Source organism: Streptomyces sp. NPDC049585, assembly GCF_040675615.1.
GTDB lineage: Bacteria > Actinomycetota > Actinomycetes > Streptomycetales > Streptomycetaceae > Streptomyces > Streptomyces luteosporeus.
In genome coordinates this window covers 37,799-60,306 of record NZ_JBFAPE010000006.1, presented here as the reverse complement: position 1 = coordinate 60,306, position 22,508 = coordinate 37,799, and the positions used below count along the sequence as shown (strand labels likewise).

Here is a 22,508-nt window from a genome sequence, read left to right as displayed (position 1 = left end):
CCCTCTGCGATGGCGTACCGGACCGGCGGACGTACCGTGCGCAGCGCGGCGCGGCGGCAGCGAGGAGGCAGCAAGTGGTGGACGCGAACCAGACGTTCGTCATCGTCGGAGGAGGACTGGCCGGCGCCAAGGCCGCCGAGACCCTCCGCAGCGAGGGCTTCACCGGACGGGTGATCCTCATCTGCGACGAACGCGAACACCCCTACGAGCGCCCCCCGCTCTCCAAGGGCTACCTCACCGGCCGCGACGCCCGCGACAGCGTCTTCGTCCACAAGCCCGACTGGTACGCCAGGGCCGACGTCGAACTCCACCTCGGCCAGCCCGCCGTCCACCTCGACCGCGCGGCCAGGACCGTCCGCCTCGGCGACGGCACCCTCGTCCACTACGACAAGCTGCTGCTGGCCACCGGCGCCGAACCGCGCCGCCTCGACGTCCCCGGCACCGGCCTGGCCGGCGTCCACCACCTGCGCCGCCTCGCCCACGCCGAGCGGCTGCGCGGCGTGCTCTCCTCCCTCGGCCGCGACAACGGCCACCTCGTCATCGCCGGCGCCGGCTGGATCGGCCTGGAGGTCGCCGCCGCCGCCCGCGGCTACGGCGCCGAGGTCACCGTCGTCGAACCCGAGCCCACTCCCCTGCACGGCGTGCTCGGCCCCGAGCTCGGAGCGCTCTTCACCGACCTGCACGGCGAACACGGCGTGCGCTTCCACTTCGGCGCCCGCCTCACCGAGATCATCGGCCACGACGGGATGGTCCTGGCCGCCCGCACCGACGACGGCGAGGAACACCCCGCCCACGACGTCCTCGCCGCCATCGGCGCCGCCCCGCGCACCGCACTCGCCGAAGCCGCCGGCCTCGCCCTCGTCGACCGCGCCGACGGCGGCGGAATCGCCGTCGACGCCTCCCTGCGCACCTCCGACCCCGACATCTACGCCGCCGGCGACGTCGCCGCCGCCGAGCACCCCTGGCTCGGCACCCGCCTGCGCGTCGAGCACTGGGCCAACGCCCTCAACGAGGGCCCCGCCGCCGCCCGCGCCATGCTCGGGCAGCACGTCTCCTACGACCGCGTGCCGTACTTCTTCTCCGACCAGTACGACGTGGGCCTGGAGTACTCGGGCTGGGCACCCCCCGGCTCCTACGACCAGGTCGTCTGCCGCGGCGACATCGGCAAGCGCGAATTCATCGCCTTCTGGCTCCGCGAGGGCCGGCTGCTCGCCGGCATGAACGTCAACGTCTGGGACGTCACCGCGCCCATCCAGACCCTCATCCGCTCCGGCGCCGCACTCGACCCCACGGCCCTGGCCGACCCGGCGACCCCCCTGGAATCCTTGCTCCCATGACCACCACCCTCCGCACCGCCGTCGTCCCCGTCACCGAGATCTTCGACCTCCGCCACGCCGTCCTGCGCCCCGGCCTGCCGCCCGAATCGGCCGTCTTCGCCGAGGACGCCCTGCCGGACGTCTTCCACGTGGCGGCCTACGACGAGGGCGGTGCGGTGGTGGCGTGCGCCACGTTCTTCCCCCAGCCGCTGGAGGGGCACGACGCGCCCGCCCACCGCATACGCGGCATGGCCAGCGCGGCGGCGGTACGCGGCCGCGGCTACGGCGCGGCGGTCCTCGAGGCCGGCCTGGCCGAGGCCGCGGCGCGGGGGGCGCAGCTGGTGTGGTGCAACGGGCGCACGGTGGCGCGCGGCTTCTACGAGCGGCACGGCTTCAAGGTGATCGGCGAAGAGTTCGAGGTCGAGGGCGTCGGCCCCCACTTCGTCTGCGCGAAGGAGCCGGCAGCGCCCGCGGCGGGCTGAGCCCCGGTCCTCGATCGCCGGACGGGCTGCAACGCAGCCCGTCCGGTGTTGCCCCCGGGCCACCGTAGAATTCACGCGTGGCAGGCAGGATCAACGATGACGACGTGAAGGCCGTCCGGGACGCCGTCCCGATCGACGCCGTCGTGTCCGAGTACCTCCAGCTGCGTCCCGCCGGCGGCGGCAACCTCAAGGGCCTGTGCCCCTTCCACGACGAGAAGTCGCCGTCGTTCCACGTCAGCCCCGCCAAGGGCCTGTACCACTGCTTCGGCTGCCAGCAGGGCGGCGACACCGTCGACTTCGTCATGAAGATCGACCACCTGTCGTTCGCGGAGACCATCGAGCGGCTCGCCGGCCAGGCCGGCATCACCCTGCGCTACGAGGAGGGCGGCTACACCCCCGGCCGCCAGCAGGGCGAGCGGATCCGGCTGATCGAGGCGCACAAGCACGCGGCGAAGTTCTACGCCGAGCAGCTGGGCAGTCCCGAGGCGGAGATCGGCCGTGCCTTCCTGGCCGGGCGCGGCTTCGACCAGGCGGCTGCCGAGCACTTCGGCGTGGGCTACAGCCCGGCCGGCTGGGACCATCTGACCCGGTTCCTGCGCGGCAAGGGTTTCTCCGACAAGGAGCTGCTGGTCGCGGGCCTGGCACAGGAGAGCCGCAACGGCCGGCCCATCGACCGGTTCCGGGGCCGTCTGATGTGGCCGATCCGGGACATCACCGGCGAGGTCGTCGGATTCGGTGCGCGCAAGCTGCGCGACGACGACAACGGCCCGAAGTACCTGAACACCCCCGAGACGCCGATCTACAAGAAATCGCAGGTCCTCTACGGCATCGACCTCGCGAAGAAGGAGATCGCCAAGAGCAATCGGGCGGTGGTCGTCGAGGGCTACACCGACGTCATGGCGTGCCACGTCGCCGGCGTGACCACCGCGATCGCGACCTGCGGCACCGCCTTCGGCGGCGATCACATCAAGATCCTGCGCCGGCTGCTGATGGACAACGCCGCCTCCGAGGTGGTCTTCACCTTCGACGGCGACGCCGCCGGCCAGAAGGCGGCCCTGCGCGCCTTCGAGGACGACCAGAAGTTCGCGGCGGAGACGTCCATCGCCATCACCCCCGGCGGCATGGACCCGTGCGAGCTGCGCCTGGCCGAGGGGGACGCCGCGGTGGCGGCGCTGGTCGACGCCCGTACGCCGTTGTTCGCCTTCGCCATCCGCCAGGTCGTCGCCCGCCACAACCTGGAGACCGCCGAGGGCCGGGCCGCGGCGCTGGAGGCCGCCGCCCCCATCGTCGCGAACATCAAGAACAGCGCCATCCAGCACGAGTACGCCGTGCAGCTCGCCGGCATGCTCGGCATCCTCGATACCCAGTTCGTCGTCCGCCGCGTCGGCCAGCTGGCCCGCTGGGCCCGTGAGCGCGGCCAGCGCCCCGACGCCCGGGGCGGCGCCCGGCAGGGCGCCCCGCAGGCCCCGGCGGCCGCGCAGCCGCCCGCCCCGCGCGGGCCCGCGCTGAACCTGCGCAGCCCCGCCGCGCTCACCGAGCGCGAGCTGCTCAAGCTGGCCCTGCAGCACCCCGCGCTGGTCGCGCCCGCCTTCGACGCGTACGGCGAGGACGAGTTCACCGCGCCGCCCTACGCGGTCGTCCGGCGCTGCATCGAGCAGGCGGGCGGCGTGACCGACGCCGACGACGGCTACCTCGCGCGCGTGCGCGACGCCGCGCCCGACGACACCGTGCGCTCCCTGGTCACCGAGCTGGCCGTCGAGGCCGTGCGCACCAAGAACGTGGACGAGAACTACGCGGGCATGCAGCTGGTGCAGGTCCGGCTGCGGGCCGTCGAGCGGCGGGTGAAGGACGTCCAGGCCGGTCTCGTCCGGCTCGGCGACCGGCCCGACCCCGAGCATCTGGCGGCCGTGCAGAACGAGTTGTGGGTGCTGGAGCAGTACGGCCGCGCCCTGAAGGACCGCGGCGCCGAGGCCCTGTGACCTCCGCCCTGATCTCCACGCCGCAGTAGGGCCCGTAGCAAAACGTCACGGTCCGCGCTCAGAAAGTGAGCGCACGCCCCTCGTGGCGGGCCCGCGTCGTGCCCCACACTGTTGGGCGGTGCCGTCACTCCCGGAGCGCGGCGGACCGGCCCGCCGGACGGGCTCCCCCGCGACGCCGCGCCCGCTCCCCGGCCCGGGCGGCCCCCGCCGCCGCGCCCCACCGCTATGCCGCACGCTCTGCCTCAGTCGCGATCACCCTGGAGGTCGCCCCCGTGCAGACCCGGACCCCGACCCTGACCCCGGCCCCGGCGCACCCGCTGCCGGTGGTGCCCCAGCAGGCCGAGCCGCCCGCCGCCGAGACCCTCCCACCGCACCAAGAGGCCCTCCCCGAGCCGGAACGGCCGCCCGCGGCCGACGGCGGCCCGGTGGAACCGGTGGCCCGGGCCGACACCGGCGGACCCTCCTCCGACCTCTTCCGCCAGTACTTGCGGGAGATCGGCCGCATCCCCCTGCTGTCGGCCGCCGAGGAGGTCGAGCTCGCCCGCCGCGTCGAGGCCGGGCTCTTCGCGGAGGAGAAGCTCGGCAACACCCCCGACCTGGACACCCGCCTCGCCCTGGACCTCGACCGGCTCGTCGTCCTCGGCCGCATGGCCAAGCGCCGCCTCATCGAGGCCAACCTGCGCCTGGTCGTCTCCGTCGCCAAGCGCTACATAGGGCGTGGGCTGACCATGCTCGACCTGGTCCAGGAGGGCAATCTCGGGCTCATCAGGGCGGTGGAGAAGTTCGACTACGCGCGCGGCTACAAGTTCTCGACGTACGCGACGTGGTGGATCCGCCAGGCCATGTCCCGTGCGCTGGCCGACCAGGCCCGCACCATCCGCGTACCGGTGCACGTCGTCGAGCTCATCAACCGCGTGGTGCGCGTCCAGCGCCGGCTGCTGCAGGAGCGCGGCTACGAGCCCACCGCCGAGGAGGTCGCCGCCCAGCTCGACCTGTCCGAGGAGCGCGTCACCGAGGTGCTGCGGCTCGCCCAGGAGCCGGTCTCGCTGCACGCGCCGGTGGGGGAGGAGGACGACGTCGCGCTCGGCGACCTCATCGAGGACGGCGACGCCGCCTCGCCCGTGGAGTCCGCCGCCTTCCTGCTGCTGCGCGAGCACCTGGAGGCCGTGCTCTCCACGCTCGGCGAGCGCGAGCGCAAGGTCGTCCAGCTGCGCTACGGGCTGGCCGACGGCCGGCCGCGCACGCTGGAGGAGATCGGCCGCATCTTCGGCGTCACGCGCGAGCGGATCCGCCAGATCGAGTCGAAGACCCTCAACAAGCTGCGCGACCACGCCTTCGCCGACCAGCTGCGCGGCTACCTGGACTGAAGGCCGGGACCAGGCCGGGACCGAAGGCCGGGCTGTGCGGGCCCCTCAAGGGCCCTTCACGCGCCCGGGACGGCCCCTCACGCGGCCGGGAAGGCTCCCGGGTGGGTCTGCTCGCGCACGGTCGCGTACTGCTGCCGCACGGCCTGCCCCACGGCCGTGTCCTCGCCCACGGGGTCGAAGACCTCGCCGGCGGGCGCCGGCCACAGCGGGGGCTGCTGCGGTGAGAGCACGCCCTGCTGCACGCCCAGCGACCAGGCCGCCTGCCGGGCGGCGCCCAGGGCCGCGTAGTCGGCCGGCTGCGGCACCACGACCTGCGCGCCGAACAGCGCCGGCGCGATGGCCTGCACGGCCGGCAGCTCCGCCGCCGCGCCCAGCAGGAAGACCCGGCGCACCTCCACGCCGCGTCCGCGCAGCACGTCGAGCGCGTCGGTCAGGCCGCACAGCATGCCCTCGAAGGCGGCTCGGGCCAGGTGCTCGGGCTTCATGCTCTCGCGCCGCAGGCCCGACAGGGTGCCGGCGGTGTGCGGCAGGTGGGGGGTGCGCTCGCCCTCCAGGTACGGCAGCAGCACGAGGCCGTAGGAGCCGGGCGAGGACGTCAGGGCCAGTTCCGACAGCCCGGGCAGGTCGGTGCCCAGCAGCTCCGCGGTGCCGCGCAGCACGCGGACCGCGTTGAGCGTGTGCACGACGGGCAGGTGCATGCCGGTCGCGTCGGCGAACGAGGTGATCGTGCCGGTGGAGTCGGCGAGGGCGCTGTGGTGGACGGCGAAGACCGAGCCGGAGGCGCCGAGGGAGACCACGGCGTCCCCAGGGCCCACGCCCAGGCCGAAGGCGGCCGCCATCGTCTCGCCCGTACCGGCGGAGATCAGCAGGCCCTCGGGGGTGTGCCCGGCCGGTTCGGCGGGCGCCAGCACGTCCGGCAGCACCGCCTGGCGGCCCAGGGCGAGCTCCACCAGGTCCGGGCGCCAGCTCTCGGTGGCCGCCGACCAGAAGCCGGTGCCCGAGGCGTCGCCGCGGTCGGTCGTACGGCGCGCGGGGCGGCCCAGCAGCTGCCAGACGAGCCAGTCGTGGGGCTGCAGCACCGCCGCCACCCGGGCCGCGTGCTCGGGCTCGTTGCGGGCCATCCAGCGCAGCTTCGCCAGGGCCTGCGCGGCCTGCGGTACCGCGCCGACGGCCTCGGCCCACGCCGCCCGGCCGCCGAGGGCATCGGTCAGGTCGGCGGCCGAGGGCTGCATGCGCTTGTCGTTGCCGAGCAGGGCGGGGCGGATGAGGACTCCGCCCGCGTCCAGGGTGAGCAGCCCGTGCTGCTGGGCGGAGACGCCGATGGCCTGGACGCCCTCCAGCAGTCCCCCGGTGGCGGCCTCGCCCAGCGAGATCAGCCAGGCCTGCGGGTCCCCTTCGGGGAACGAGGAGGGGTGGGGTGCGTAGCCCTGCCGCAGCACGGCACCGGTGTCCGCGTCACAGACGACGATGCGTGTGCTGTCGGAGGAGCTGTCCAACCCAGCGACTATGCCCATGCCGAGATGATGCCAAACCTCTGCCCTTCACCGGGCATCCGGTCACGTGTTGCTCGTACCCCAGTCGTCCTCGGCGCCCTGCCCGCGCTCCCGCAACGAGCGGATCCGGTCCGCCACGTTGCCGGGCAGCTTGTCCCCGGCCCGGGCGACGGTCCGCGAGACCAGGGCCCGGCCGTTGACGGCGGCGGTCTCGGCGGTGTTGCGCACCGCCGGGTTCTGTGCGATCCGCAGGGCCCCCTTGCGCAGCTCTTCGTACCGCTCGCGGCCGGCCCGCGCGCCGAGCACGTAGCCGACAGCCGCGCCGGTGATGAACGTCAGCCGGTAGCGCATCGCGCCCATCCTTCCCTTGGATCTTCCCTTGGATCCGCTGTGCTCGCCGCCTACCCGGCGGGGCCGAAGGTCACTCCCGGCCCGCCCCGGGCCCCTGCCCGCAGACACCGATTGGCGGAGCACCCCCCAGCTTGCGCTAATGTATGTGTCGCAGCGAGCGCACGCCGCCCGGGAGACCGGTCGGAGGTGCATTCGAGGCAGACGCGCCGATCCCCTGTAGCTCAATTGGCAGAGCAGCCGGCTGTTAACCGGCAGGTTACTGGTTCGAGTCCAGTCGGGGGAGCGCGGTCCCTTGTAGCTCAATTGGCAGAGCAGCCGACTGTTAATCGGCAGGTTACTGGTTCGAGTCCAGTCGGGGGAGCGGTGAGAGGACCCCTCCGGGGGTCCTTTTTTCATCCCGGAACCCGGTCACGGGAACCGGACGGCTCGTGATCGAAGTCCTCATGGTCGGACCGATCACACGATACGGCCCCGCCGGGGCAGCAGATCGTATGAACGGCTATGCTGCGGCAGACGGCGCGCACAGATGTGCGCGACGCGCCGTGAACGGGGCGGTAGCTCAGCCGGTTAGAGCAGCGGACTCATAATCCGTCGGCCGTGGGTTCGAGTCCCACCCGCCCCACCACGGACTCCAGGCGCAGAAACGATGCGACCTGTGACTATGGCTGTGACCATGGTGAACTGTGAGTGCCCCGTACGGCTCCGCCGGGCGGGGCACAGTGCTGTCCGGGGCGCCTGCCCGACCGCCCGTGCGGGAAGCCGTTCCGGCATGGGTGAGCTGCTGCTCGTCCGGCACGGCGAGACCGAGTGGAGCCGTGACGGACGTCATACGAGCTGGACCGACCTGCCACTGACCGGGGCCGGGGAACGGCAGGCGGTCGCGTTGCGGCCGCTGCTCGCCGGGCGGAGGATCGGGCTGGTGCTCGTGAGCCCCCTGCTCCGGGCGCGGCACACCGCCGAACTGGCCGGGCTCGGCGACGCCGAGGTCGAGCCGCTCCTGCGCGAGTGGGACTACGGGGCGTACGAGGGCGTCACGACCGCGGAGATCACCCGTGAGCGCCCCGGCTGGTCCCTCTTCGACGACGGCGTCCCGCCCGGGCCGCCCGGACACCCGGGGGAGTCGCCGGATCAGGCCGGTGCGCGCGCCGATCAGGTGCTGGCGCGGATTGCACCTGCTCTGGGTGGGGAGGCGGGCAACGGGAGTGACGCGGGTGAAGCGGGTGACGTGGTGCTCGTCGGGCATGCGCACTTCCTGCGCGTCCTGACGGCCCGTAGGCTCGGGCTGCCACCGGCGGCCGGTGCGCTGTTCCGGCTGGACACCGGCACCGTCAGCGCACTCGGTACGGAGCACGGGCGCCCGGCGCTGACCGCCTGGAACGGGCGTGTCGGAGCCGAGGCCGGCCCGGCCGGGGCATGATGATCGCAACGTCATGACCGCAATGTCATGATCGCAACGTCATGGCGGCGCAGGCCCGGCGAACGGGCCCGCCGCCTCGTCGCTCGTCCCCGGGAGGGAAACACCGTGGCCACTACTCGCACCGCGACCACCGTCTGGGAAGGCGAACTGCTCAAGGGCAGCGGCACCGTCACCTTCGAGTCCTCCGGCATCGGTTCCCAGCCCGTCTCCTGGCCCTCCCGCGCCGAGCAGGCGAACGGCAAGACCAGCCCGGAGGAGCTCATCGCGGCCGCCCACTCCAGCTGCTTCTCGATGGCCCTCTCGCACGGCCTGACCGGCGCCGGCACGCCGCCCACCCGCCTGGACACCAAGGCCGAGGTGACCTTCCAGCCCGGCGAGGGCATCACCGGCATCCACCTGACCGTGCGCGGCGAGGTGCCCGGCCTGGACGAGGAGGGCTTCGCGGCGGCCGCCGAGGACGCAAAGAAGAACTGCCCGGTCAGCCAGGCGCTGACCGGTACGAAGATCACGCTGACCGCCGAGCTCGCCTGAGGCCTGTCCGCAGCTGGTCACTTCTGCAGTGCAGCTGGTCACCTCTGCAGCGCAGCTGGTCACTTCTGCAGCGTGGCGGATCACTTCTGCAGCGTGGCGGAGACGATCAGGCGCCGATGCTCGTACCCCTCGCCACCGTCCCCGCCGCAGGTCACCAGCCGCAGTGCCTTCTCCTCCGCCGGCCCGTGGGGTTCGGCGGAGGGGAGGGTGTCGCCCTCGACCGTCTCGGTGCCGGTCACGGTGAAGTGCAGCACCTGCCCGTCGCCGCGCACGACGTCGACCACGTCGTTCCTGGCGAGGCGGTGCAGGTCGTGGAAGACGGGCTTGCCGCCGTCGTGCGAGGAATCGTGCGGGGAGTCGTGGCCGACGATCACGGCCGTGCCGGGCGTCCCGGGGCGTGCGCTGTTCAGGACCCAGCCGGCCGTCCCGCTCTTCTCCCGCGGCGGGACGCGCACCCGCTCCCCCGGATCACGGCCGAGCCGGATCAGCGGGCTGTCCACGCCCAGGGACGGTATGACGACCCGCGACGGTTCGTCCGCCCGCGCGGGCCCGCCGATGGCCTTGTCGGTACCCCCGCCGGGCGCGCACGCCGCCAGCAGGGCCAGCAGCAGCCCTGCGAGCGGCAGCAGTGGGGCACTGAGGCGTCGGGACACGGACACGAACATGGCCCCCACCGTAGGCAGGGCCGGCCCCGCGCCGCCTCGGCCGAAAGGACAGGAGTCGTCCTACGGGGCTTCGCCTTACGGGGCTTCTTCTTACGGGGCTTCTGCGGGTTCTTACGGGGCTTCCGCTGCGGGCGCGGGCGCCTTCTTACGGGATCAGCCGCTGGAACAGTCCCCACGTGAACTCCGCCACGTACGGACGGCGCTCCCCGGCCGCGTCCGGGGCCGTGAAGGCCAGCTGCCAGCGCGTCGGTGCCGTGCCCTCCATGGGCCGGGCCGGTGGGAACGCCCGGGCCACCTCGTCGAGCGTGTACGCCCAGGGGCGGAGCTCCTCGATCGTGCGCGGCAGCGCCGGCTCGGCGCCGGGGGCGCGTACCAGCCACTCGTTCCAGACCGCGCCGCCGGGTGCGGCCAGCACCTCGAAGCGCAGGTCCGGCCAGAGTGGCACCCGCCAGGTCGACGCCTCGAACGTGAGCTCGCCGACCCTGCGCTCGCCGACCGTCTCGGGCGGCCCGAGGACCGAGCGGTAGCGCGGGCCGGTGCCCCGGCCGCGCGGCGAGCGCACCATGGCCTGCCAGCGCTTGTTGGCCTCGCGTATCCGGCCGCGGTCGACCTCCAGGGTGCGCAGCGCCTCCTCCACCAGGCCGGGCTGGTGGTCGGCCATGCGCCGCAGCAGGACGAGCTGGAAGTCGAGGGGACCGAAGGAGCCGGGAGGGGCATCGGAAGCCGGTGTCATGGCGGCCATCGTGTCGCATCCGGAACCCGTCGGCGACAACCGCCCCGGTCACGCGGGCGAGTTGCGTCGGGCGGCCCCGAAGTGCCCTGTGAAGTCGCGCTTTCGCGCAAGCTTCACCTCCCGGCAGCCGCGAGCTGTCCGGGAGGCCGCCCATGCCCAGGTCGGGGCCGGTACGGTCGGGCCATGACGGAAATCGACCCCCGGCACAGCGCACTCGTCCTCGTCGACCTCATGGAACGCATGGTGGCGTTGCCGCACGCGCCGTACTCGGGGGACGAAGTGGCCGAGCGCGCCGCGGAGTTGGCCAAGGCCTTCCGCAAGGCGGGGGCGCCGGTGGTGCTGGTGCGGGCCGAACGGCCGGGCGTGGCCGAGCAGCCGCCCGGCAGCGGGCTGCTGCCGGGGCTGGCCGAGCCGGGGGACGTCGAGGTCGTCAAGCGCACCGTCGGCGCCTTCCACGGCACCGGCCTGGACGCGCGGCTGCGCGAGCGGGACGTGCGCACGCTGGTGCTCGCCGGGGTCGCCACCAACCTGGGCGTGGAGTCGACGGCCAGGTCGGCCGCCGACCACGGCTACGCGCTGGTCTTCGTCGAGGACGCGATGAGCGCGCTGACGGCCGAGGAGCACCGTGCCTCGGTCACGCTGGACATGCCGCGGCTGGGCACCGTGCGCCGGGCGGCGGAGCTGCGGATGCCTGGCTGAGCAGTGCTTCGGGCGTCCCGAGGCATTCTCAGGCGTCCTCGCCCAGCATGCGGCGCAGCAGGTCGCGCAGGGACGTGCGCTCGGCCGCGGAGAGGGCCGCCAGCGGCTCCCGGGCGAAGTTCAGGGACTCCCGCAGCCGGACGGCCGTACGGTGCCCCTCCTCGGTGGCGGCGGCGAGCTTGACGCGGCGGTCGTCCGGGTCCGGCCGGCGCTCGACCAGGCCGCGCGACTCCAGCCGGTCGACGATGCCGGTGATGTTCGACGGCTCGCAGCGCAGCTGCTGGGCGACCTTGCGCATGGGCAGCGACTCGCGGGCGAGCAGCGTCAGGACGCGCGCCTGGGCGCCGGTCAGCGTGTGCCGGGCGGCGGCCTCCTCGTACTCCTCGTGGTACCGCGCCACCACGGTGGCGATCAGGTCGACCACCTCGACGGTCAGGGCGTCCGCGGGTGGCAGCGGCGGAGTGCGGGGGGTGTGTGGGGTGGCGGGCGACGACGTCATAGGCGCCAGGTTACCGGGTTGCTTGACAACATGAAATATCGAGGCACATGCTTGTTTCAGTTGCTGAAGCAATTCGAAGAAGGTTGGCTCTCATGACCAGCACGTCCACCACGCCTGCCATTCCCGCCACCAGCCGCGAATGGCATCTCGTCCGCCGCCCCAAGGGCTGGCCCGTGCCCGAGGACTTCGCCCTGCGCGAGGTGCCCGTGCCGGAGCTCGGCGAGGGCCAGGTCCTCGTCCGCAACCTGTTCATGACCGTCGACCCGTACATGCGCGGCCGCATGGACGAGCGCGAGTCGTACATCCCGCCCTTCCAGCTCGACCAGCCCATGGACGGCGGCGCCGTCGGCCGGGTCGTCGCCTCCCGGGCCGAGGGCGTCGCGGTGGGTGACCATCTTCTGCACGGGCTCGGCTGGCGCGAGTACGCGGTCGTCGACGCCGCACACGCCGCCAAGGTCGACCCCGAGGCCGCGCCTCTGTCCGCGTACCTCGGCGTCCTCGGCATGCCCGGCCTGACGGCATACGCGGGCCTGCTCGATGTCGCCTCCTTCAAGGAAGGCGACAGCGTCTTCGTCTCCGGCGCCGCGGGCGCGGTCGGCAGCATCGTCGGCCAGATCGCCAAGCTCAAGGGCGCCTCGCGCGTCATCGGCAGCGCCGGCTCGGACGAGAAGGTGCGCGTCCTGCTGGAGGACTACGGCTTCGACGCCGCCTTCAACTACAAGAACGGCCCCGTCGGCGAGCAGCTGAAGAAGGCCGCCCCCGAGGGCATCGACGTCTACTTCGACAACGTCGGCGGCGACCACTTCGAGGCCGCGCTCGACGCCCTCAAGCTGCACGGCCGCGTCACGATCTGCGGCATGATCTCCCAGTACAACGCCACCGAGCGGCCGTCCGGCCCGGGCAACCTCGTCCAGGTCCTGGCCAAGCGGCTGCGCGTGCAGGGCATGATCGTCTCCGACCACGACGCGCTGCGGCCGCAGTTCGTCAAGGAGGTCGGCGGCTGGATCCGCTCCGGCGAGCTCGTCGTCCGCGAGACGGTGTACGAGGGCGTGGACCGCGCCGTGGACGCCTTCCTGGGCCTGCTGCGCGGGGAGAACACCGGCAAGATGATCGTCAAGCTGGCCGACTGAGCGGACGAAAGTCCGCCCCGTCCGCCCTGTCTGCCCTGTCCGCCCCGCCGGGTACCCTTGCCCGCCATGCGAGATCTTGTGGCGGGCATGAAGTACCTGGTCGAAGGCCAGCGGTGGGTGGCGCGACACCGCCGGCAGTGGGGGTTCGGGCTGCTGCCGGGACTCATCACGGCCGCCGGGTACGCGGTGGCGCTCGTCGTCCTCGCCCTGCGGGTCGAGGACGTCGCCGTGTGGGCCACGCCCTTCGCGGACGGCTGGGGCTCGCCCTGGGCGGGGCTGTTCCGCGGGGCGCTGACCACGCTGTTCTTCGGCGGCGGCCTGCTGCTGGCCCTCCTCACGTTCACGGCGGTGACGCTGCTGGTCGGGCAGCCCTTCTACGAGGCGCTGTCCGAACGCGTCGACCGGGAGCAGGCACGGGAGGGCGAGCCCGTCCCCGAATCCGGCCTGCCACTGTGGCGGGACCTGGGGATCTCCGCGTGGGAGAGCCTCGCGGTGTTGGTGCGGGCGATGCTGTGGGGGCTGCTGTTCTTCGCGCTCGGGTTCCTGCCGGTGGTCGGGCAGACGGTGGTGCCGGCGATCGGCTTCTGCGTGTCGGGCTTCTTCCTGGCGGAGGAACTGACGGCGGTGGCACTGCAGCGCCGGGGAGTGCGGCTGCGGGAGCGGCTGGAACTGCTGCGGTCCCGGAAACTACTGGCGGTGGGCTTCGGGCTGCCGCTGGTGCTGCTGTTCCTGGTGCCGTTCGTGGCGGTGGTCGTGATGCCGGGCGCCGTGGCGGGGGCGACGCTGCTGGTGCGCGATGCGGCAGGGGATGCGGTGCGGGGTGCGGCGGGGGGTGTGGTGGGGGAGCAGGAAGCGGCGGAGTGAGGCTGTAGCTCAGAACTTTCTGCGGTTCCGTACTTTCTGCGGTTCCGTGAGGCCGTGTTGTACCTACTAGTATGTACACTCAAGATCGAATGCGATCGATGCACCACCTCCGGAAGGGGAATTGCCGCCATGCCCTTTGTACGCATTGACGCTTTGACCACGGACAGCGAGCGGCTCGACGGGCTCGGCCGCGCCGTGCATGATGCCCTGGTCGAGACGATCGGGATCCCGCCGGACGACCGGTTCCAGGTCCTGACGGGCCACGACGGGGTCAACAGCACGCTGCGGTACAGCGATTACCTGGGGATACCGAAGGACGAGGGGGTCGTGTTCGTCGCGATCACGATGCGCTCCGGTCGCACGTCGGAGCAGAAGCAGGCGTTGTACCGACGGATCGCCGAACTTGCCCACGCGTACACGGGTACGGAGCCACACAACGTGCTCGTCACGGTGACCGAGAACGTGTCCATCGACTGGTCCTTCGGCAATGGGATCGCGCAGTATCCGTCGTAGGTGCCGGCGGATGTGTCGTAGTACTCCTGGGGAGACGCAAGGACAGGTTCGTTCTCGTTCGGTTCGTTCTCGTTCGGTTGGTTCTCGTTTGGAGTCGTCGATGGCCGTTCGCCGTGTCGTGCCCAACATCCGCTCGGAGGCCGCGCAGGAGAGCCGGGAGTTCTATGGCCTGCTGGGCTTCGAGGAGGTCATGAACCACGGGTGGATCATGACGCTCGCCTCCCCGTCCAGCCCGGCGGCGCAGATCAGCGTCATGGCCGGCGACAGGACCGCGCCGGTCGCCCCCGACATGAGCATCGAGGTGGACGACGTGGATGCGGCTTATGCGGTCATGCGGGAGAGCGGTGCGGAGATCGTCCATCCCTTGCAGGACGAGGAGTGGGGCGTACGGCGGTTCTTCGTTCGCGACCCCAGCGGACGGGTGGTCAACGTGCTGGGCCATCGCTGACGGCAGCGGGGCGGGGTTTTGCGTCGCTTTTTGTGTTGTTGGGTGCGGGTGGTGTTGCGGCCGGGGTCAGAGCTTTGGCTGGCTACGAGGGGACGGGTGGGGGGCGCGGGTCGGTTTGCGGTCTGCGGGTGGGCTTGGGGCCGGCCGCCGTTCTCGTGCCGTCGCGGGGTGGGGGTGCGTGAGGAGATCGCGCCGTTTGGTTGTGGCTGAGGGGGAGCTGGCTGCTGCCGCGATGTGGCTTGTGCCGGTGGAGACGCTCCGCTCGTTTCACCTGTCGTGTGGCTGAGCGCCCGGCTGCGGGTCGCTCGTTGGCTGGATACCTCCGCGAGATGCACCCTGGGGGATCCTCTCCCGAACCCCTCCTGCCCCACCTCCGCATGGCGGTGCGCTCTGCCATCGCTTTCCCCCCTCACCCCGGATGCGGCAGCGATGCTTTCGGGGACACCCGACAGCAAGCAGCCTCGCGGGTCAGTCGAACGCCCGGCCACCGCGATACCGGATCGAGTGGAACGTCTCCACCGGGCCGAGCCACATCGCGGCAGCAGCCAGCTCCCCCTCAGCCACGGACGGGCGGTGCGATCTCCTTACGCTGCTGCAGTGGCGACGGCAGGAGAACGGCGGCCAACCTCCCACCGGCCCGCAGCCCGGGAACCGAGGCGCGCCCTCCACCCTTCCCTCGTAGCCGGCCAAAGTTCTGAGCTGAGCCAGGACGCAGGGGGCGGCGGCCGACGCGCCTACGCCCGCATCGCGGCTCGTACCCGCACCTCGTGGGCCAATACTCGCTCTACGACGTGGCGCGGCGAGGGCAACGAGCGCGGCAGAGATCGTGCCGCGGGCCGTCAGTCCACCACCGCGACGGGCCGGTCGGCGTCAGAACTTTTGCCGGCTACGAGGGGAGGGGTGGGGGGCGCGCCTCGGTTCCCGGGCTGCGGGTGGGCTTGGGGCTGGTCGCCGTTCTCGTGCCGTCGCGGGGTGGGGGTGCGTGAGGAGATCGCGCCGTTTGGTTGTGGCTGAGGGGGAGCTGGCTGCTGCCGCGATGTGGCTGGCGCCGGTGGAGACGCTCCGCTCGTTCCCCGTGGGCGGTGGCCGGGCGTCCGGCTGACGGCGGCTGGCGGGTGACGGCTTTGGGTCCGCCCACGTGCGCGTGCCGTCAGCAGCTGCGCGCGGTCCCGCACGAACGGCCCCCGAGGCGGGGGCCGTTCGGCGCCCCCGCGCGCGTGGGGCGGGAGTACCGTTCTGAGTGCCGAGTCAGAACGGAGCTCCCTATGCCCCCGCACATGGACGAGCACACCGGTGCACGCATCGCGCGTGCGCGCAAAGTCCGCCGCCTGACCCAGAAGGAGTTGGCGGACCTTTCCCATGTCTCCTACAGCACGCTGACCAAGGTCGAACAGGGCGCCCTGCCCGCGAGTCCCTCCGTCACCGGGGCGCTGGCCCGGGCTCTTTCCGTGCCCGTCACGGAGCTCACCGGGCAGCCCTATCTGGACGAGCTGCGGGCCGACCACCTCGACGGCCTCATCCAGCCGATCCGTGAAGCGCTGAACATCTACGATCTGGGCCCCGATCCGGACGTGAAGCCGCGTCCTGTGGAGGAGCTGGAGGCGCACGCCGAAGAGCTGTGCGGTTGGGTCCGGGAAGCCCGGATCAAACAGGTCGCCGCCGCCCTGCCTGCTTTGATTCACGAAGCCACGACCATGGCGCACACCGTCTCCCGGGACCGGAATTGGCGTCTTCTTGCGAGCGCGTACCGCACGGCTTATGACGTGACCACGAAACTGGGCTTCCCCGACCTGTGCACGGTCGCGCTGGACCGGATGGACTGGGCCGCGCAGCGCGCGTCCGATCCCGTGCTGGGCGGCATGCGGCAGTACCTTCGGGCCCTGGCCTACCTTCGTGCCAGCGATTACCGCACCGGCAAGCGGCTCGTACAGCTGGGAATGTCCACCTTGGCGCAGGCCGAGGCCGGTCGTGTGCGCGACGTCGTCACCGGCCAGCTGCACCTGGGCGCGGCGGTGCTCGCCGCCCGCGACAAGGACGAGGCCGCAGCCGACGGCCACCTCGCCGAGGCGCGGCGCATTGCCGACGGCACCGGGCCGGCCGAGCAGGTGCACTGGCTGTCGTTCGGGCCGACGAACGTCGTCGCCCACCGGGTGAGCGTCCTGGCCGAGCTCGACCGCTACCCCGAGGCCGTGGCGGCCGCCGACGAGGCCCCGATTCCCGGCGACTGGCCTCCCTCCCGGCGCGCCCATCACTTCACCGAGGTCGCCCGGGCCGAGATGTGGACCGGCCGGATCGACGCGGCGTTCAAGCACCTGCAGCTGGCCCGGAAAGTCGCACCGCAGCAGACCCGTCACCACCCGACCGTCCGCGAGACCTACGCGGGACTGGAGTCGGCGAAGCGGAGGATGCCGGACACGTTCAGCAACTTCGGCGCGTGGCTGGGGCGGTAACCGGCGGTCATCCCTTGGCCGGGACTGTCAGCGACGACTGATAGTTCCGGCCTTGTCGTGGCGGCACGCTGTCGGCGTCGGAAGACCCCCGCGTCCGGGCGAACGGACCGGGGGCGTGGTCAACGCTGCCAAAGGAGCGTCAACGTGCGAGACCTTATCCGTCGCCTGGCTCGGATGGCGAGGGGCCGCCGCGCACCGCACGTACGTGCGTGTACGTGCGGGTATCGGGCCGTGGTCACCGCGCATGGGATCGACCTGGCGCCCGTGGGGCGGCGATGAGTGCCGCCGCCGTGGTGGCGCCGGAGTGCTACCGGATGACCGTGCCCGTCGCGCCGGGTACGGCGCGGTTGGCCCGGGAGTTCGTGACGGCGTCGCTCGTGGCGGTGGAGCGGCGTCTGCTGATCGAGAACGCGCGGATCTGCGTGTCGGACGCTGTGGCGCACGTCGTGCGGCAGGGGCGGGTGCGTGAGGTGTCGGTGGAGCTGACCGTTCGGAAGGGGCGGGTGGTGGTGGCGGTGCGGGACGACGATCCCGGGCGGCCGCCGTGGCCTCGCCCGGAGGGCGCGGGGCGGACGAGTGGTCTGGCACTGATGCGGCGCTTGGCGCACGCGTCGGGGGTGACGTGGGTGTGGGACGGGCTGAGCATTGTGGGGAAGCAGGTGTGGTTCGAGTTGCGGGAGTGAACCCGGGTCAGGCGTGTCGGCCTCGGCAGAACCAGCCCGCGATGTTGCCGAAGAACGCGCAGGCCCACCACAGGAGCAGCGCGGGGGCGCTGAAGTAGGAGGGCCACAGCAGCCAGGCCACGCCGGCGCCGGAGGCGGCGGTGAGGAGCGGCGGGAGCGCCGCGTGCCACCACCGCCCCGCACGGCGGACCAGCCGCACCGCGCCCTGGCCGGTGAGGAACGCGGCGAGGGCGAAGGCGGCGAGCACGACGAGGCCCATGAGCGGTGAGTTCACGCCACGACGTTACCCGCGTTGCGGATCAGCTGCTGGAGCACCTTCACCGTGGTGACGTAGTCCGCGTCGTCGATGCCCTCGTGGAGGGCGGCGCGGATCGCGGGGGCGTTGCGGGCGAGGTCGATGCGGGCCTGTTCGCCCTCCTCGGTGAGCCACAGCCGGTCCGCGGCGTCCCGGGTCAGCCAGCCGCGGTCGAGAAGTACCCCGGCCTCCGCCGCGAGATCGTCCTCGGGCCGGATGTAGGAGGCCATTGCGTCCTGCAGCTCGGGCAGGGTCATCCCCCGGCCGTCGGGCGAGAGGTCGTTCGCCGACAGGTTGCGCAGCAGCCAGAACTGGGGCTGGGTGTAGCCCTTGGCGGCCTGCTGGGCCCGGGTGTACGCGATGAGGGCCTCGTAGGCGACACCGGTCCAGTGCGCGGCGGGCTGTGCGGCAAGTTCGGCGTCGGACATCTGTTGGGTCGTCATGGGGCCGACCGTAGGACCTCAAGTTCGGTTGAGGGCAAGCTCTGTCCCACCGTCGCCAGCACCAGGCCCTCTTCCTGTGCCGGGCCCTCCGCCAGGACGCTGCCGTCGGGGGCCCAGATCGCGCTGAGGCCGCACGCGTCGTACGGGCCCGCCGGGCCCGTGTGGTTGGCCAGGAGGACGTGGAGGGCGTTGTCGACGGCCAGGGCGGGGAAGATCTGCATGCGTTCCGCGGCGCCGTTGCCGCGGCCGTACAGGGAGCTGGCCAGCAGGACGGCGCAGCCGTCGGTCGCTGCTCGGGCGGCGAGGTCCGGGAAGTGGGCGTCGTAGCAGATCGCGAGGGCGAAGGTGATGCCGTCGAGGGTGAAGCGGCCGTCCGAGCCTCCCGCCACGAAGCCGGCTGCCTGCTCGTTCGGCGTCAGGTGCTGCTTGGCGTAGCGCGTGAGCAGGGCGCCGTCCGGGCCGTACACGTACGAGGTGATGGTGGGGCCCGGCGCGATGCAGTTCACCACCGCGGCCACGCCCGCGGCCCGGCAGGCGTCGCGGACGGGGGTCAGGCGGGGGTCGTCGGGGGTGACGGCGGCGGCGGTCGCCCCGAGTTCGTAGCCGGTGAGGGCGAGCTCGGGGAAGACCACCAGGGCCGCGCCCCGCTCGCCGGCCTCGGTGACGAGGCCGGCCATGCGGGCCGCGTTGGCCTCGATGGCGCAGGGCGCGGCGGTGAACTGGGCCGAAGCGATGATCATGTGCACATCATGGTTGGTGGAGGGTCCCCACGGCCACCTTGAGGATTTCGCGGACCTGGTTCGTGATCGTCAGGCGTTCCCGGACGAAATCGGGGTCCGTGACCGTGCCCGGCGACGGGGCGGAGAGCACCGGCGTGTGCAGATGGCCGCCCGGCACCGGCAGGTGCACCGCGTCGCGCAGGAGCGTGGCCCGGTAGGCGATCTCGTTGGAGAGGTAGTCGCCCCCGCCGCCCGCCCGGGCCGTGGAGCCGGGGGTGGGGCCGTCCGGCCGGTCGACCTCTTCCGTGCCGCCCGCGGGGATCTCGGTGACGGAGGTGTTGTCGTGCACGGGGAAGGGGCCGGTCGTGGCGGTGGTGAGGGTGGCGTACGGCAAGGATGTCGTCGTCCACTGCGGCTGCGGTGTCACGGTCGGGATGCCGCGAGGGACGGGCACGGTCTCGGTGCGGGAGTCGCGCACGTTGTCGGGGTAGCCGCCGCGCCAGGCGCCGTTGGTGCGTTCGACGTCGAAGCGCCCGGGCCGGCCCTGGCTGATGGTGGTGAAGAGGTCGACCCGGTGCGGGCCGGGCCGGAAGGACGGCAGGAGGGTGCGCTCGACGGTGCCGTCGGCGAAGTCGGCCCAGCGCACGGGGAAGACGACGGTCTCGACGCGGGCGGGGCCCGCGGCCGTGTCGATGGTGGTGCCGTCGAGGGCGAGGGCGGCTGCGCCGGAGGGGTTGGAGCGGCGGGGGTCGGCGTCGAGCTGGAAGGGGTCGAAGCCGGTGATCAGGACGCGCTTGACCGCGCTGCCCGCCGGCAGGTCGACGGAGTCCTGGCCGCGGGAGGTGCGCTCGACGGTGGCGAGCAGCCGCTGGCGGGTGCGTTCGGTGAGGGTGAAGGACGGCTGCCAGGTGTGCAGGGCGCGCGTCATGCCGAGCCGGGCCCAATACAGGGGGCGGTCGTCGTCGCGGCTCAGATCACCGCCGGCGGGGCCGCGGCCCTGGGCGCGGTCGACGGCGCGCCGCCACAGCCGGCGGCCCTCGGCGGTGGCCACCTGCTCGGCCTGGGCGCAGGTGCGCGTGCGGGCGAGGGCGGTGGTGAAGGCGGGGGCGACGTCGTCGAAGCCGGAGCGGCGCAGGATCTCCTGGGGCACGGCGCCGGTGAGCCGTTCCTCCTCGACGGTGGGCGGAGCGGCGGGTGCGGCGGCCGTGGCGGGTGCGGCCAGGGCGAGCGGTGCGCACAACAGCAGGGTCGCGGCCAGGGCGCCGCGTCGTATCGGTGACAGATCACTGAGCCTCATGAGGCGGAAGGAAACCACTGAGCGGGCATTGGGCGATAGATGGGGCGCCAACTCGCTGTGGTGGGGAAGGGATTCGGCCACAATGGCCAGATGAACACAGTGCGGCTTCTCACCGATCCGCTCATATCCGCCGGACACCTCGTCGCCGCCCCGCTGTTCGATCCGGGGGCGGGTCAAGGCACGCGGCAATTAGCCGAGTTGGCGCTCGCGCTGCTGCTGTCCTCGCTCATCGGGCTGGAGCGGGAACTGCAGCAGAAGAGCGCCGGCCTGCGCACCCACACCCTGGTCGGGGTGGGCAGCGCGCTGTTCATGGAGGTCTCGATCCACGGCTTCGGGGCCGTGGCGGGCGACAGACTGGACGGGTCCCGGGTGGCGGCCCAGATCGTCTCGGGCATCGGCTTCATCGGCGGTGGGCTCATCTTCGTCCGCCGCGACGCGGTGCGCGGTCTGACCACGGCCGCCACGATCTGGCTGACCTGCGCCGTCGGCATGGCCTGCGGCGGGGGGCTGCCACTGCTGGGTGCGATGGCCGCGCTGGTGCACTTCCTGGTCGTACGCGGCTTCCCGGTGATGACCCGGCGCCTGGCCCACGCGTCGTCGTCCGGCCATGTGGAGCTGAGCCTGTCCTACCGCGCCCGGCGGGGACTGCTGGGCCGGGTGCTGGAGCTGTGCACCAAGAAGGGCTTCACGGTCACCGACTTCGAGATCCACACCGAGGGCCACGGTGCCGAGGCCGGCGAGAAGGGCAAGGCCAAGGGCAAGGAGACCGGCGTGGTGCTGGGGCTGGAGGGCAGAGCACCGGCGTTCGTGCTGGTGGAGGAGCTCGCGGACTGGGAGGGCATCCTCGGCGTCGACCTGCGCTCGCGCCGGGACAGCACCGAATGAGCCGGCGTCCCCGTAGCGGGTGAACTCGCTTGGAAGAACGGCGTGTTCATCGGATAGCGTGCGGGCAGAAGGCGACGCGGGCCCCTCACGGTCCCGTGCGCGCCTTCGCGCCACGGCTCGGGCGTCTTCCGCGCGGGCGTACGGCACGCGGCGCCCGGGGCGAGGGTACGGGTGCCGCGACGTGCGCCCGTGGCGTCCGGTGGCGGGCCCGGGCCGTGCGCGGCCGGTTCGCCGGCCGCTCCCAGGGGCGGGGGCGGGGTCACCTGACGGTCCCCGCCCCTGCCCCGCGCGGGGCCTGTCCGGCGGATCGTGCAGCGCCCCTTCGGGGCGCCCTACGCCTTCGGCGGCTCGGTGGAGGTGATGGTGCGGTAGGCCAGTCCGGCCAGCTCGACCTGGCCGCGCGGGCTGGGGTGGAACCAGTCCCACTTGCTCAGCTCCTGGCCGGTGAAGCCGTAGCCGTGCACGGTGCCGTCGAAGCGGCACAGCGCGTCGCGGGCGCACACCTCGCGCAGGACGGTGTTGTACTCGCCGACCCGGCGGTCGACCTGCGCCCGCCGGGCCACCGCCGCCTCGTCGGTGGCGTCGGCGTCGCCGAGCATCGACGGGCACACCGAGCCGAGCCGCCAGACCTGCTTGCCGATCATGCTCTTGCGCCCCTCGGACCACAGGCGCATCAGGTCGGGCACCCCGGCCACGTACACCTGGGTGCGGGGCAGGGCCCGGCGCAGCTCGCCCAGGGAGCGTTCGAAGTCGGCGCGGAAGCTCGCCACGGGTGTCATATCGGCCACATCCCGCCGGCAGGCGTCATTGGCGCCCAGCAGGACCGTGACCAGCTGGGGGCGCTGGGCGACGGCCTGGCGCATCTGGTCGGGCAGGTCGGCCATCCGGGCCCCGGTGCGGGCGTAGTTCCAGCTGCTGGTCTGCGGCGACGGCAGCAGCCGCCGGGCGAGGCTGTCGACCTCGGTGCCGGTGGCCCAGGAGACCTCGGGGCAGTCCTTGAGCACCGAACAGGCGTCGAAGCCGCGGGTGATGGAGTCGCCGAGGGAGGCGATCGAGGCGGGGTGGGTGTTCCAGGCGGGGCGGGTGGGGCTGGGTCTCGCCGCGGCCGTACGGGTGTCCTCGCTGCCGGAGCAGCCGCTGACCAGCAGGGCGGCGGACAGAACGGCCACGGCGGCCCGCGCGAATCGTGATCGTTTCCGCCCCCTGGTGGTGCGCACGGTCCTTCCCCTTCCGGCCGGATGACATCTGT

24 protein-coding genes and 3 tRNA genes are annotated in these 22,508 nt (G+C 72.7%); 17 read left to right on the top strand and 10 right to left on the bottom strand.

Annotation, left to right across the window (positions count from 1 at the left end; translation table 11 throughout):
• The first annotated feature begins 74 nt into the window (after positions 1-74).
• The 4 genes from AB0K17_RS09425 to AB0K17_RS09410 all read left to right on the top strand — a co-directional run bounded on the left by AB0K17_RS09425 (position 75) and on the right by AB0K17_RS09410 (position 5,144).
• A complete protein-coding gene (locus tag AB0K17_RS09425; RefSeq protein WP_365982643.1) occupies positions 75-1,337 on the top strand; it encodes an FAD-dependent oxidoreductase in 1,263 nt (420 codons plus the stop codon).
• Positions 1,334-1,798 carry a GNAT family N-acetyltransferase gene (locus AB0K17_RS09420; protein ID WP_365967103.1) on the top strand — a complete coding sequence of 155 codons (465 nt, stop codon included), beginning with the start codon at positions 1,334-1,336 and terminating at the stop codon, positions 1,796-1,798. Before AB0K17_RS09425 ends, AB0K17_RS09420 begins: the two co-directional genes overlap by 4 nt.
• Before the next feature lie 77 nt (positions 1,799-1,875).
• Positions 1,876-3,777 (top strand): DNA primase, encoded by a 1,902-nt coding sequence (dnaG, locus tag AB0K17_RS09415; RefSeq protein WP_365982642.1) that lies wholly within the window; start codon positions 1,876-1,878, stop codon positions 3,775-3,777.
• Between the two features lie 251 nt (positions 3,778-4,028).
• Complete coding sequence (locus AB0K17_RS09410; protein WP_365982768.1) at positions 4,029-5,144, top strand: sigma-70 family RNA polymerase sigma factor; 1,116 nt, start codon at positions 4,029-4,031, stop codon at positions 5,142-5,144.
• A 77-nt stretch (positions 5,145-5,221) separates the two neighbouring features.
• Here AB0K17_RS09410 and AB0K17_RS09405 read toward each other — a convergent pair whose 3' ends face one another.
• Positions 5,222-6,658 carry an FGGY family carbohydrate kinase gene (locus AB0K17_RS09405; RefSeq protein WP_365982641.1) on the bottom strand — a complete coding sequence of 479 codons (1,437 nt, stop codon included), beginning with the start codon at positions 6,656-6,658 and terminating at the stop codon, positions 5,222-5,224.
• A gap of 42 nt (positions 6,659-6,700) precedes the next feature.
• Positions 6,701-6,988 carry a YtxH domain-containing protein gene (locus AB0K17_RS09400; RefSeq protein ID WP_365967107.1) on the bottom strand — a complete coding sequence of 96 codons (288 nt, stop codon included), beginning with the start codon at positions 6,986-6,988 and terminating at the stop codon, positions 6,701-6,703.
• A gap of 210 nt (positions 6,989-7,198) precedes the next feature.
• Between AB0K17_RS09400 and AB0K17_RS09395 the strand changes: the two genes are divergently transcribed.
• The 5 genes from AB0K17_RS09395 (at position 7,199) to AB0K17_RS09375 (ending at position 8,936) form a co-directional block, all read left to right on the top strand.
• Positions 7,199-7,271: transfer RNA gene (locus AB0K17_RS09395), tRNA-Asn, on the top strand.
• 5 nt (positions 7,272-7,276) lie between these two features.
• Positions 7,277-7,349: transfer RNA gene (locus tag AB0K17_RS09390), tRNA-Asn, on the top strand.
• 187 nt (positions 7,350-7,536) lie between these two features.
• Positions 7,537-7,613 (top strand) — tRNA-Ile (locus AB0K17_RS09385).
• 144 nt (positions 7,614-7,757) lie between these two features.
• The gene (locus AB0K17_RS09380) at positions 7,758-8,405 is read left to right on the top strand and encodes a histidine phosphatase family protein (RefSeq protein WP_365982640.1); all 648 of its coding nucleotides are present in this window, start codon (positions 7,758-7,760) and stop codon (positions 8,403-8,405) included.
• A gap of 105 nt (positions 8,406-8,510) precedes the next feature.
• Positions 8,511-8,936 carry an OsmC family protein gene (locus AB0K17_RS09375; protein ID WP_365982639.1) on the top strand — a complete coding sequence of 142 codons (426 nt, stop codon included), beginning with the start codon at positions 8,511-8,513 and terminating at the stop codon, positions 8,934-8,936.
• 80 nt (positions 8,937-9,016) lie between these two features.
• Here AB0K17_RS09375 and AB0K17_RS09370 read toward each other — a convergent pair whose 3' ends face one another.
• Together AB0K17_RS09370 and AB0K17_RS09365 are read right to left on the bottom strand one after the other, a co-directional pair.
• Positions 9,017-9,601, bottom strand: a complete 585-nt coding sequence (locus AB0K17_RS09370) for a sortase (protein WP_365982638.1) — start codon at positions 9,599-9,601, stop codon at positions 9,017-9,019.
• Between the two features lie 145 nt (positions 9,602-9,746).
• A complete protein-coding gene (locus AB0K17_RS09365) occupies positions 9,747-10,334 on the bottom strand; it encodes a hypothetical protein (protein ID WP_365967111.1) in 588 nt (195 codons plus the stop codon).
• Between the two features lie 183 nt (positions 10,335-10,517).
• Here AB0K17_RS09365 and AB0K17_RS09360 point away from each other — a divergent pair, with 183 nt between their 5' ends.
• Positions 10,518-11,033 (top strand): isochorismatase family protein, encoded by a 516-nt coding sequence (locus AB0K17_RS09360; RefSeq protein WP_365982637.1) that lies wholly within the window; start codon positions 10,518-10,520, stop codon positions 11,031-11,033.
• A 28-nt stretch (positions 11,034-11,061) separates the two neighbouring features.
• Here the strand turns inward: AB0K17_RS09360 and AB0K17_RS09355 are convergent, their stop codons facing one another.
• Positions 11,062-11,532, bottom strand: a complete 471-nt coding sequence (locus tag AB0K17_RS09355; RefSeq protein WP_365982636.1) for a MarR family transcriptional regulator — start codon at positions 11,530-11,532, stop codon at positions 11,062-11,064.
• A 92-nt stretch (positions 11,533-11,624) separates the two neighbouring features.
• Between AB0K17_RS09355 and AB0K17_RS09350 the strand changes: the two genes are divergently transcribed.
• The 6 genes from AB0K17_RS09350 to AB0K17_RS09325 all read left to right on the top strand — a co-directional run bounded on the left by AB0K17_RS09350 (position 11,625) and on the right by AB0K17_RS09325 (position 17,620).
• Complete coding sequence (locus tag AB0K17_RS09350; protein WP_365982635.1) at positions 11,625-12,662, top strand: NADP-dependent oxidoreductase; 1,038 nt, start codon at positions 11,625-11,627, stop codon at positions 12,660-12,662.
• 66 nt (positions 12,663-12,728) lie between these two features.
• Complete coding sequence (locus AB0K17_RS09345; RefSeq protein WP_365967115.1) at positions 12,729-13,526, top strand: EI24 domain-containing protein; 798 nt, start codon at positions 12,729-12,731, stop codon at positions 13,524-13,526.
• Positions 13,527-13,655: 129 nt separating this feature from the next.
• Positions 13,656-14,039, top strand: coding sequence for a tautomerase family protein (locus AB0K17_RS09340; protein WP_365982634.1), 384 nt, complete (start codon positions 13,656-13,658; stop codon positions 14,037-14,039).
• A gap of 100 nt (positions 14,040-14,139) precedes the next feature.
• Positions 14,140-14,487: a VOC family protein gene (locus tag AB0K17_RS09335; RefSeq protein WP_365967117.1), complete on the top strand. Its 348-nt coding sequence runs from the start codon at positions 14,140-14,142 to the stop codon at positions 14,485-14,487.
• A 1,277-nt stretch (positions 14,488-15,764) separates the two neighbouring features.
• Positions 15,765-16,937 carry a helix-turn-helix transcriptional regulator gene (locus tag AB0K17_RS09330; RefSeq protein ID WP_365982633.1) on the top strand — a complete coding sequence of 391 codons (1,173 nt, stop codon included), beginning with the start codon at positions 15,765-15,767 and terminating at the stop codon, positions 16,935-16,937.
• A gap of 275 nt (positions 16,938-17,212) precedes the next feature.
• Positions 17,213-17,620, top strand: a complete 408-nt coding sequence (locus AB0K17_RS09325) for an ATP-binding protein (protein ID WP_365982632.1) — start codon at positions 17,213-17,215, stop codon at positions 17,618-17,620.
• A gap of 7 nt (positions 17,621-17,627) precedes the next feature.
• On the opposite strand, the gene AB0K17_RS09320 is transcribed toward AB0K17_RS09325, so the two are convergent.
• The 4 genes from AB0K17_RS09320 to AB0K17_RS09305 are packed head-to-tail and all read right to left on the bottom strand — an operon-like array spanning position 17,628 to position 20,374.
• Entirely contained in the window at positions 17,628-17,894 is a 267-nt protein-coding gene (locus tag AB0K17_RS09320) for a hypothetical protein (RefSeq protein WP_365967120.1), read from the bottom strand.
• A complete protein-coding gene (locus AB0K17_RS09315; protein ID WP_365982631.1) occupies positions 17,891-18,358 on the bottom strand; it encodes a MarR family transcriptional regulator in 468 nt (155 codons plus the stop codon). Before AB0K17_RS09315 ends, AB0K17_RS09320 begins: the two co-directional genes overlap by 4 nt.
• Positions 18,355-19,098: a carbon-nitrogen hydrolase family protein gene (locus tag AB0K17_RS09310; protein ID WP_365982630.1), complete on the bottom strand. Its 744-nt coding sequence runs from the start codon at positions 19,096-19,098 to the stop codon at positions 18,355-18,357. The genes AB0K17_RS09315 and AB0K17_RS09310 overlap by 4 nt, the downstream gene beginning before the upstream one ends.
• Before the next feature lie 7 nt (positions 19,099-19,105).
• Positions 19,106-20,374, bottom strand: a complete 1,269-nt coding sequence (locus AB0K17_RS09305; protein WP_365982629.1) for a pyroglutamyl peptidase — start codon at positions 20,372-20,374, stop codon at positions 19,106-19,108.
• Positions 20,375-20,464: 90 nt separating this feature from the next.
• Between AB0K17_RS09305 and AB0K17_RS09300 the strand changes: the two genes are divergently transcribed.
• Complete coding sequence (locus AB0K17_RS09300; RefSeq protein WP_365982628.1) at positions 20,465-21,259, top strand: MgtC/SapB family protein; 795 nt, start codon at positions 20,465-20,467, stop codon at positions 21,257-21,259.
• Between the two features lie 332 nt (positions 21,260-21,591).
• Here AB0K17_RS09300 and AB0K17_RS09295 read toward each other — a convergent pair whose 3' ends face one another.
• Positions 21,592-22,476 carry an SGNH/GDSL hydrolase family protein gene (locus AB0K17_RS09295; RefSeq protein WP_365982627.1) on the bottom strand — a complete coding sequence of 295 codons (885 nt, stop codon included), beginning with the start codon at positions 22,474-22,476 and terminating at the stop codon, positions 21,592-21,594.
• Between the last annotated feature and the right edge of the window lie 32 nt (positions 22,477-22,508).

What these genes read in the sequence shown, in the direction of transcription:
- AB0K17_RS09345 (WP_365967115.1), top strand. Translation starts at nt 12,729, where the DNA reads ATGCGAGATCTTGTGGCGGGCATGAAGTACCTGGTCGAAGGCCAGCGG.
- AB0K17_RS09305 (WP_365982629.1), bottom strand. Translation starts at nt 20,374, where the DNA reads ATGAGGCTCAGTGATCTGTCACCGATACGACGCGGCGCCCTGGCCGCG.
- AB0K17_RS09310 (WP_365982630.1), bottom strand. Translation starts at nt 19,098, where the DNA reads ATGATCATCGCTTCGGCCCAGTTCACCGCCGCGCCCTGCGCCATCGAG.
- AB0K17_RS09355 (WP_365982636.1), bottom strand. Translation starts at nt 11,532, where the DNA reads ATGACGTCGTCGCCCGCCACCCCACACACCCCCCGCACTCCGCCGCTG.
- AB0K17_RS09365 (WP_365967111.1), bottom strand. Translation starts at nt 10,334, where the DNA reads ATGACACCGGCTTCCGATGCCCCTCCCGGCTCCTTCGGTCCCCTCGAC.
- AB0K17_RS09340 (WP_365982634.1), top strand. Translation starts at nt 13,656, where the DNA reads ATGCCCTTTGTACGCATTGACGCTTTGACCACGGACAGCGAGCGGCTC.
- AB0K17_RS09370 (WP_365982638.1), bottom strand. Translation starts at nt 9,601, where the DNA reads ATGTTCGTGTCCGTGTCCCGACGCCTCAGTGCCCCACTGCTGCCGCTC.
- AB0K17_RS09300 (WP_365982628.1), top strand. Translation starts at nt 20,465, where the DNA reads ATGAACACAGTGCGGCTTCTCACCGATCCGCTCATATCCGCCGGACAC.
- AB0K17_RS09315 (WP_365982631.1), bottom strand. Translation starts at nt 18,358, where the DNA reads ATGACGACCCAACAGATGTCCGACGCCGAACTTGCCGCACAGCCCGCC.
- AB0K17_RS09335 (WP_365967117.1), top strand. Translation starts at nt 14,140, where the DNA reads ATGGCCGTTCGCCGTGTCGTGCCCAACATCCGCTCGGAGGCCGCGCAG.
- AB0K17_RS09330 (WP_365982633.1), top strand. Translation starts at nt 15,765, where the DNA reads ATGGACGAGCACACCGGTGCACGCATCGCGCGTGCGCGCAAAGTCCGC.
- AB0K17_RS09405 (WP_365982641.1), bottom strand. Translation starts at nt 6,658, where the DNA reads ATGGGCATAGTCGCTGGGTTGGACAGCTCCTCCGACAGCACACGCATC.
- AB0K17_RS09380 (WP_365982640.1), top strand. Translation starts at nt 7,758, where the DNA reads ATGGGTGAGCTGCTGCTCGTCCGGCACGGCGAGACCGAGTGGAGCCGT.
- AB0K17_RS09350 (WP_365982635.1), top strand. Translation starts at nt 11,625, where the DNA reads ATGACCAGCACGTCCACCACGCCTGCCATTCCCGCCACCAGCCGCGAA.
- AB0K17_RS09325 (WP_365982632.1), top strand. Translation starts at nt 17,213, where the DNA reads ATGAGTGCCGCCGCCGTGGTGGCGCCGGAGTGCTACCGGATGACCGTG.
- AB0K17_RS09400 (WP_365967107.1), bottom strand. Translation starts at nt 6,988, where the DNA reads ATGCGCTACCGGCTGACGTTCATCACCGGCGCGGCTGTCGGCTACGTG.
- AB0K17_RS09360 (WP_365982637.1), top strand. Translation starts at nt 10,518, where the DNA reads ATGACGGAAATCGACCCCCGGCACAGCGCACTCGTCCTCGTCGACCTC.
- AB0K17_RS09420 (WP_365967103.1), top strand. Translation starts at nt 1,334, where the DNA reads ATGACCACCACCCTCCGCACCGCCGTCGTCCCCGTCACCGAGATCTTC.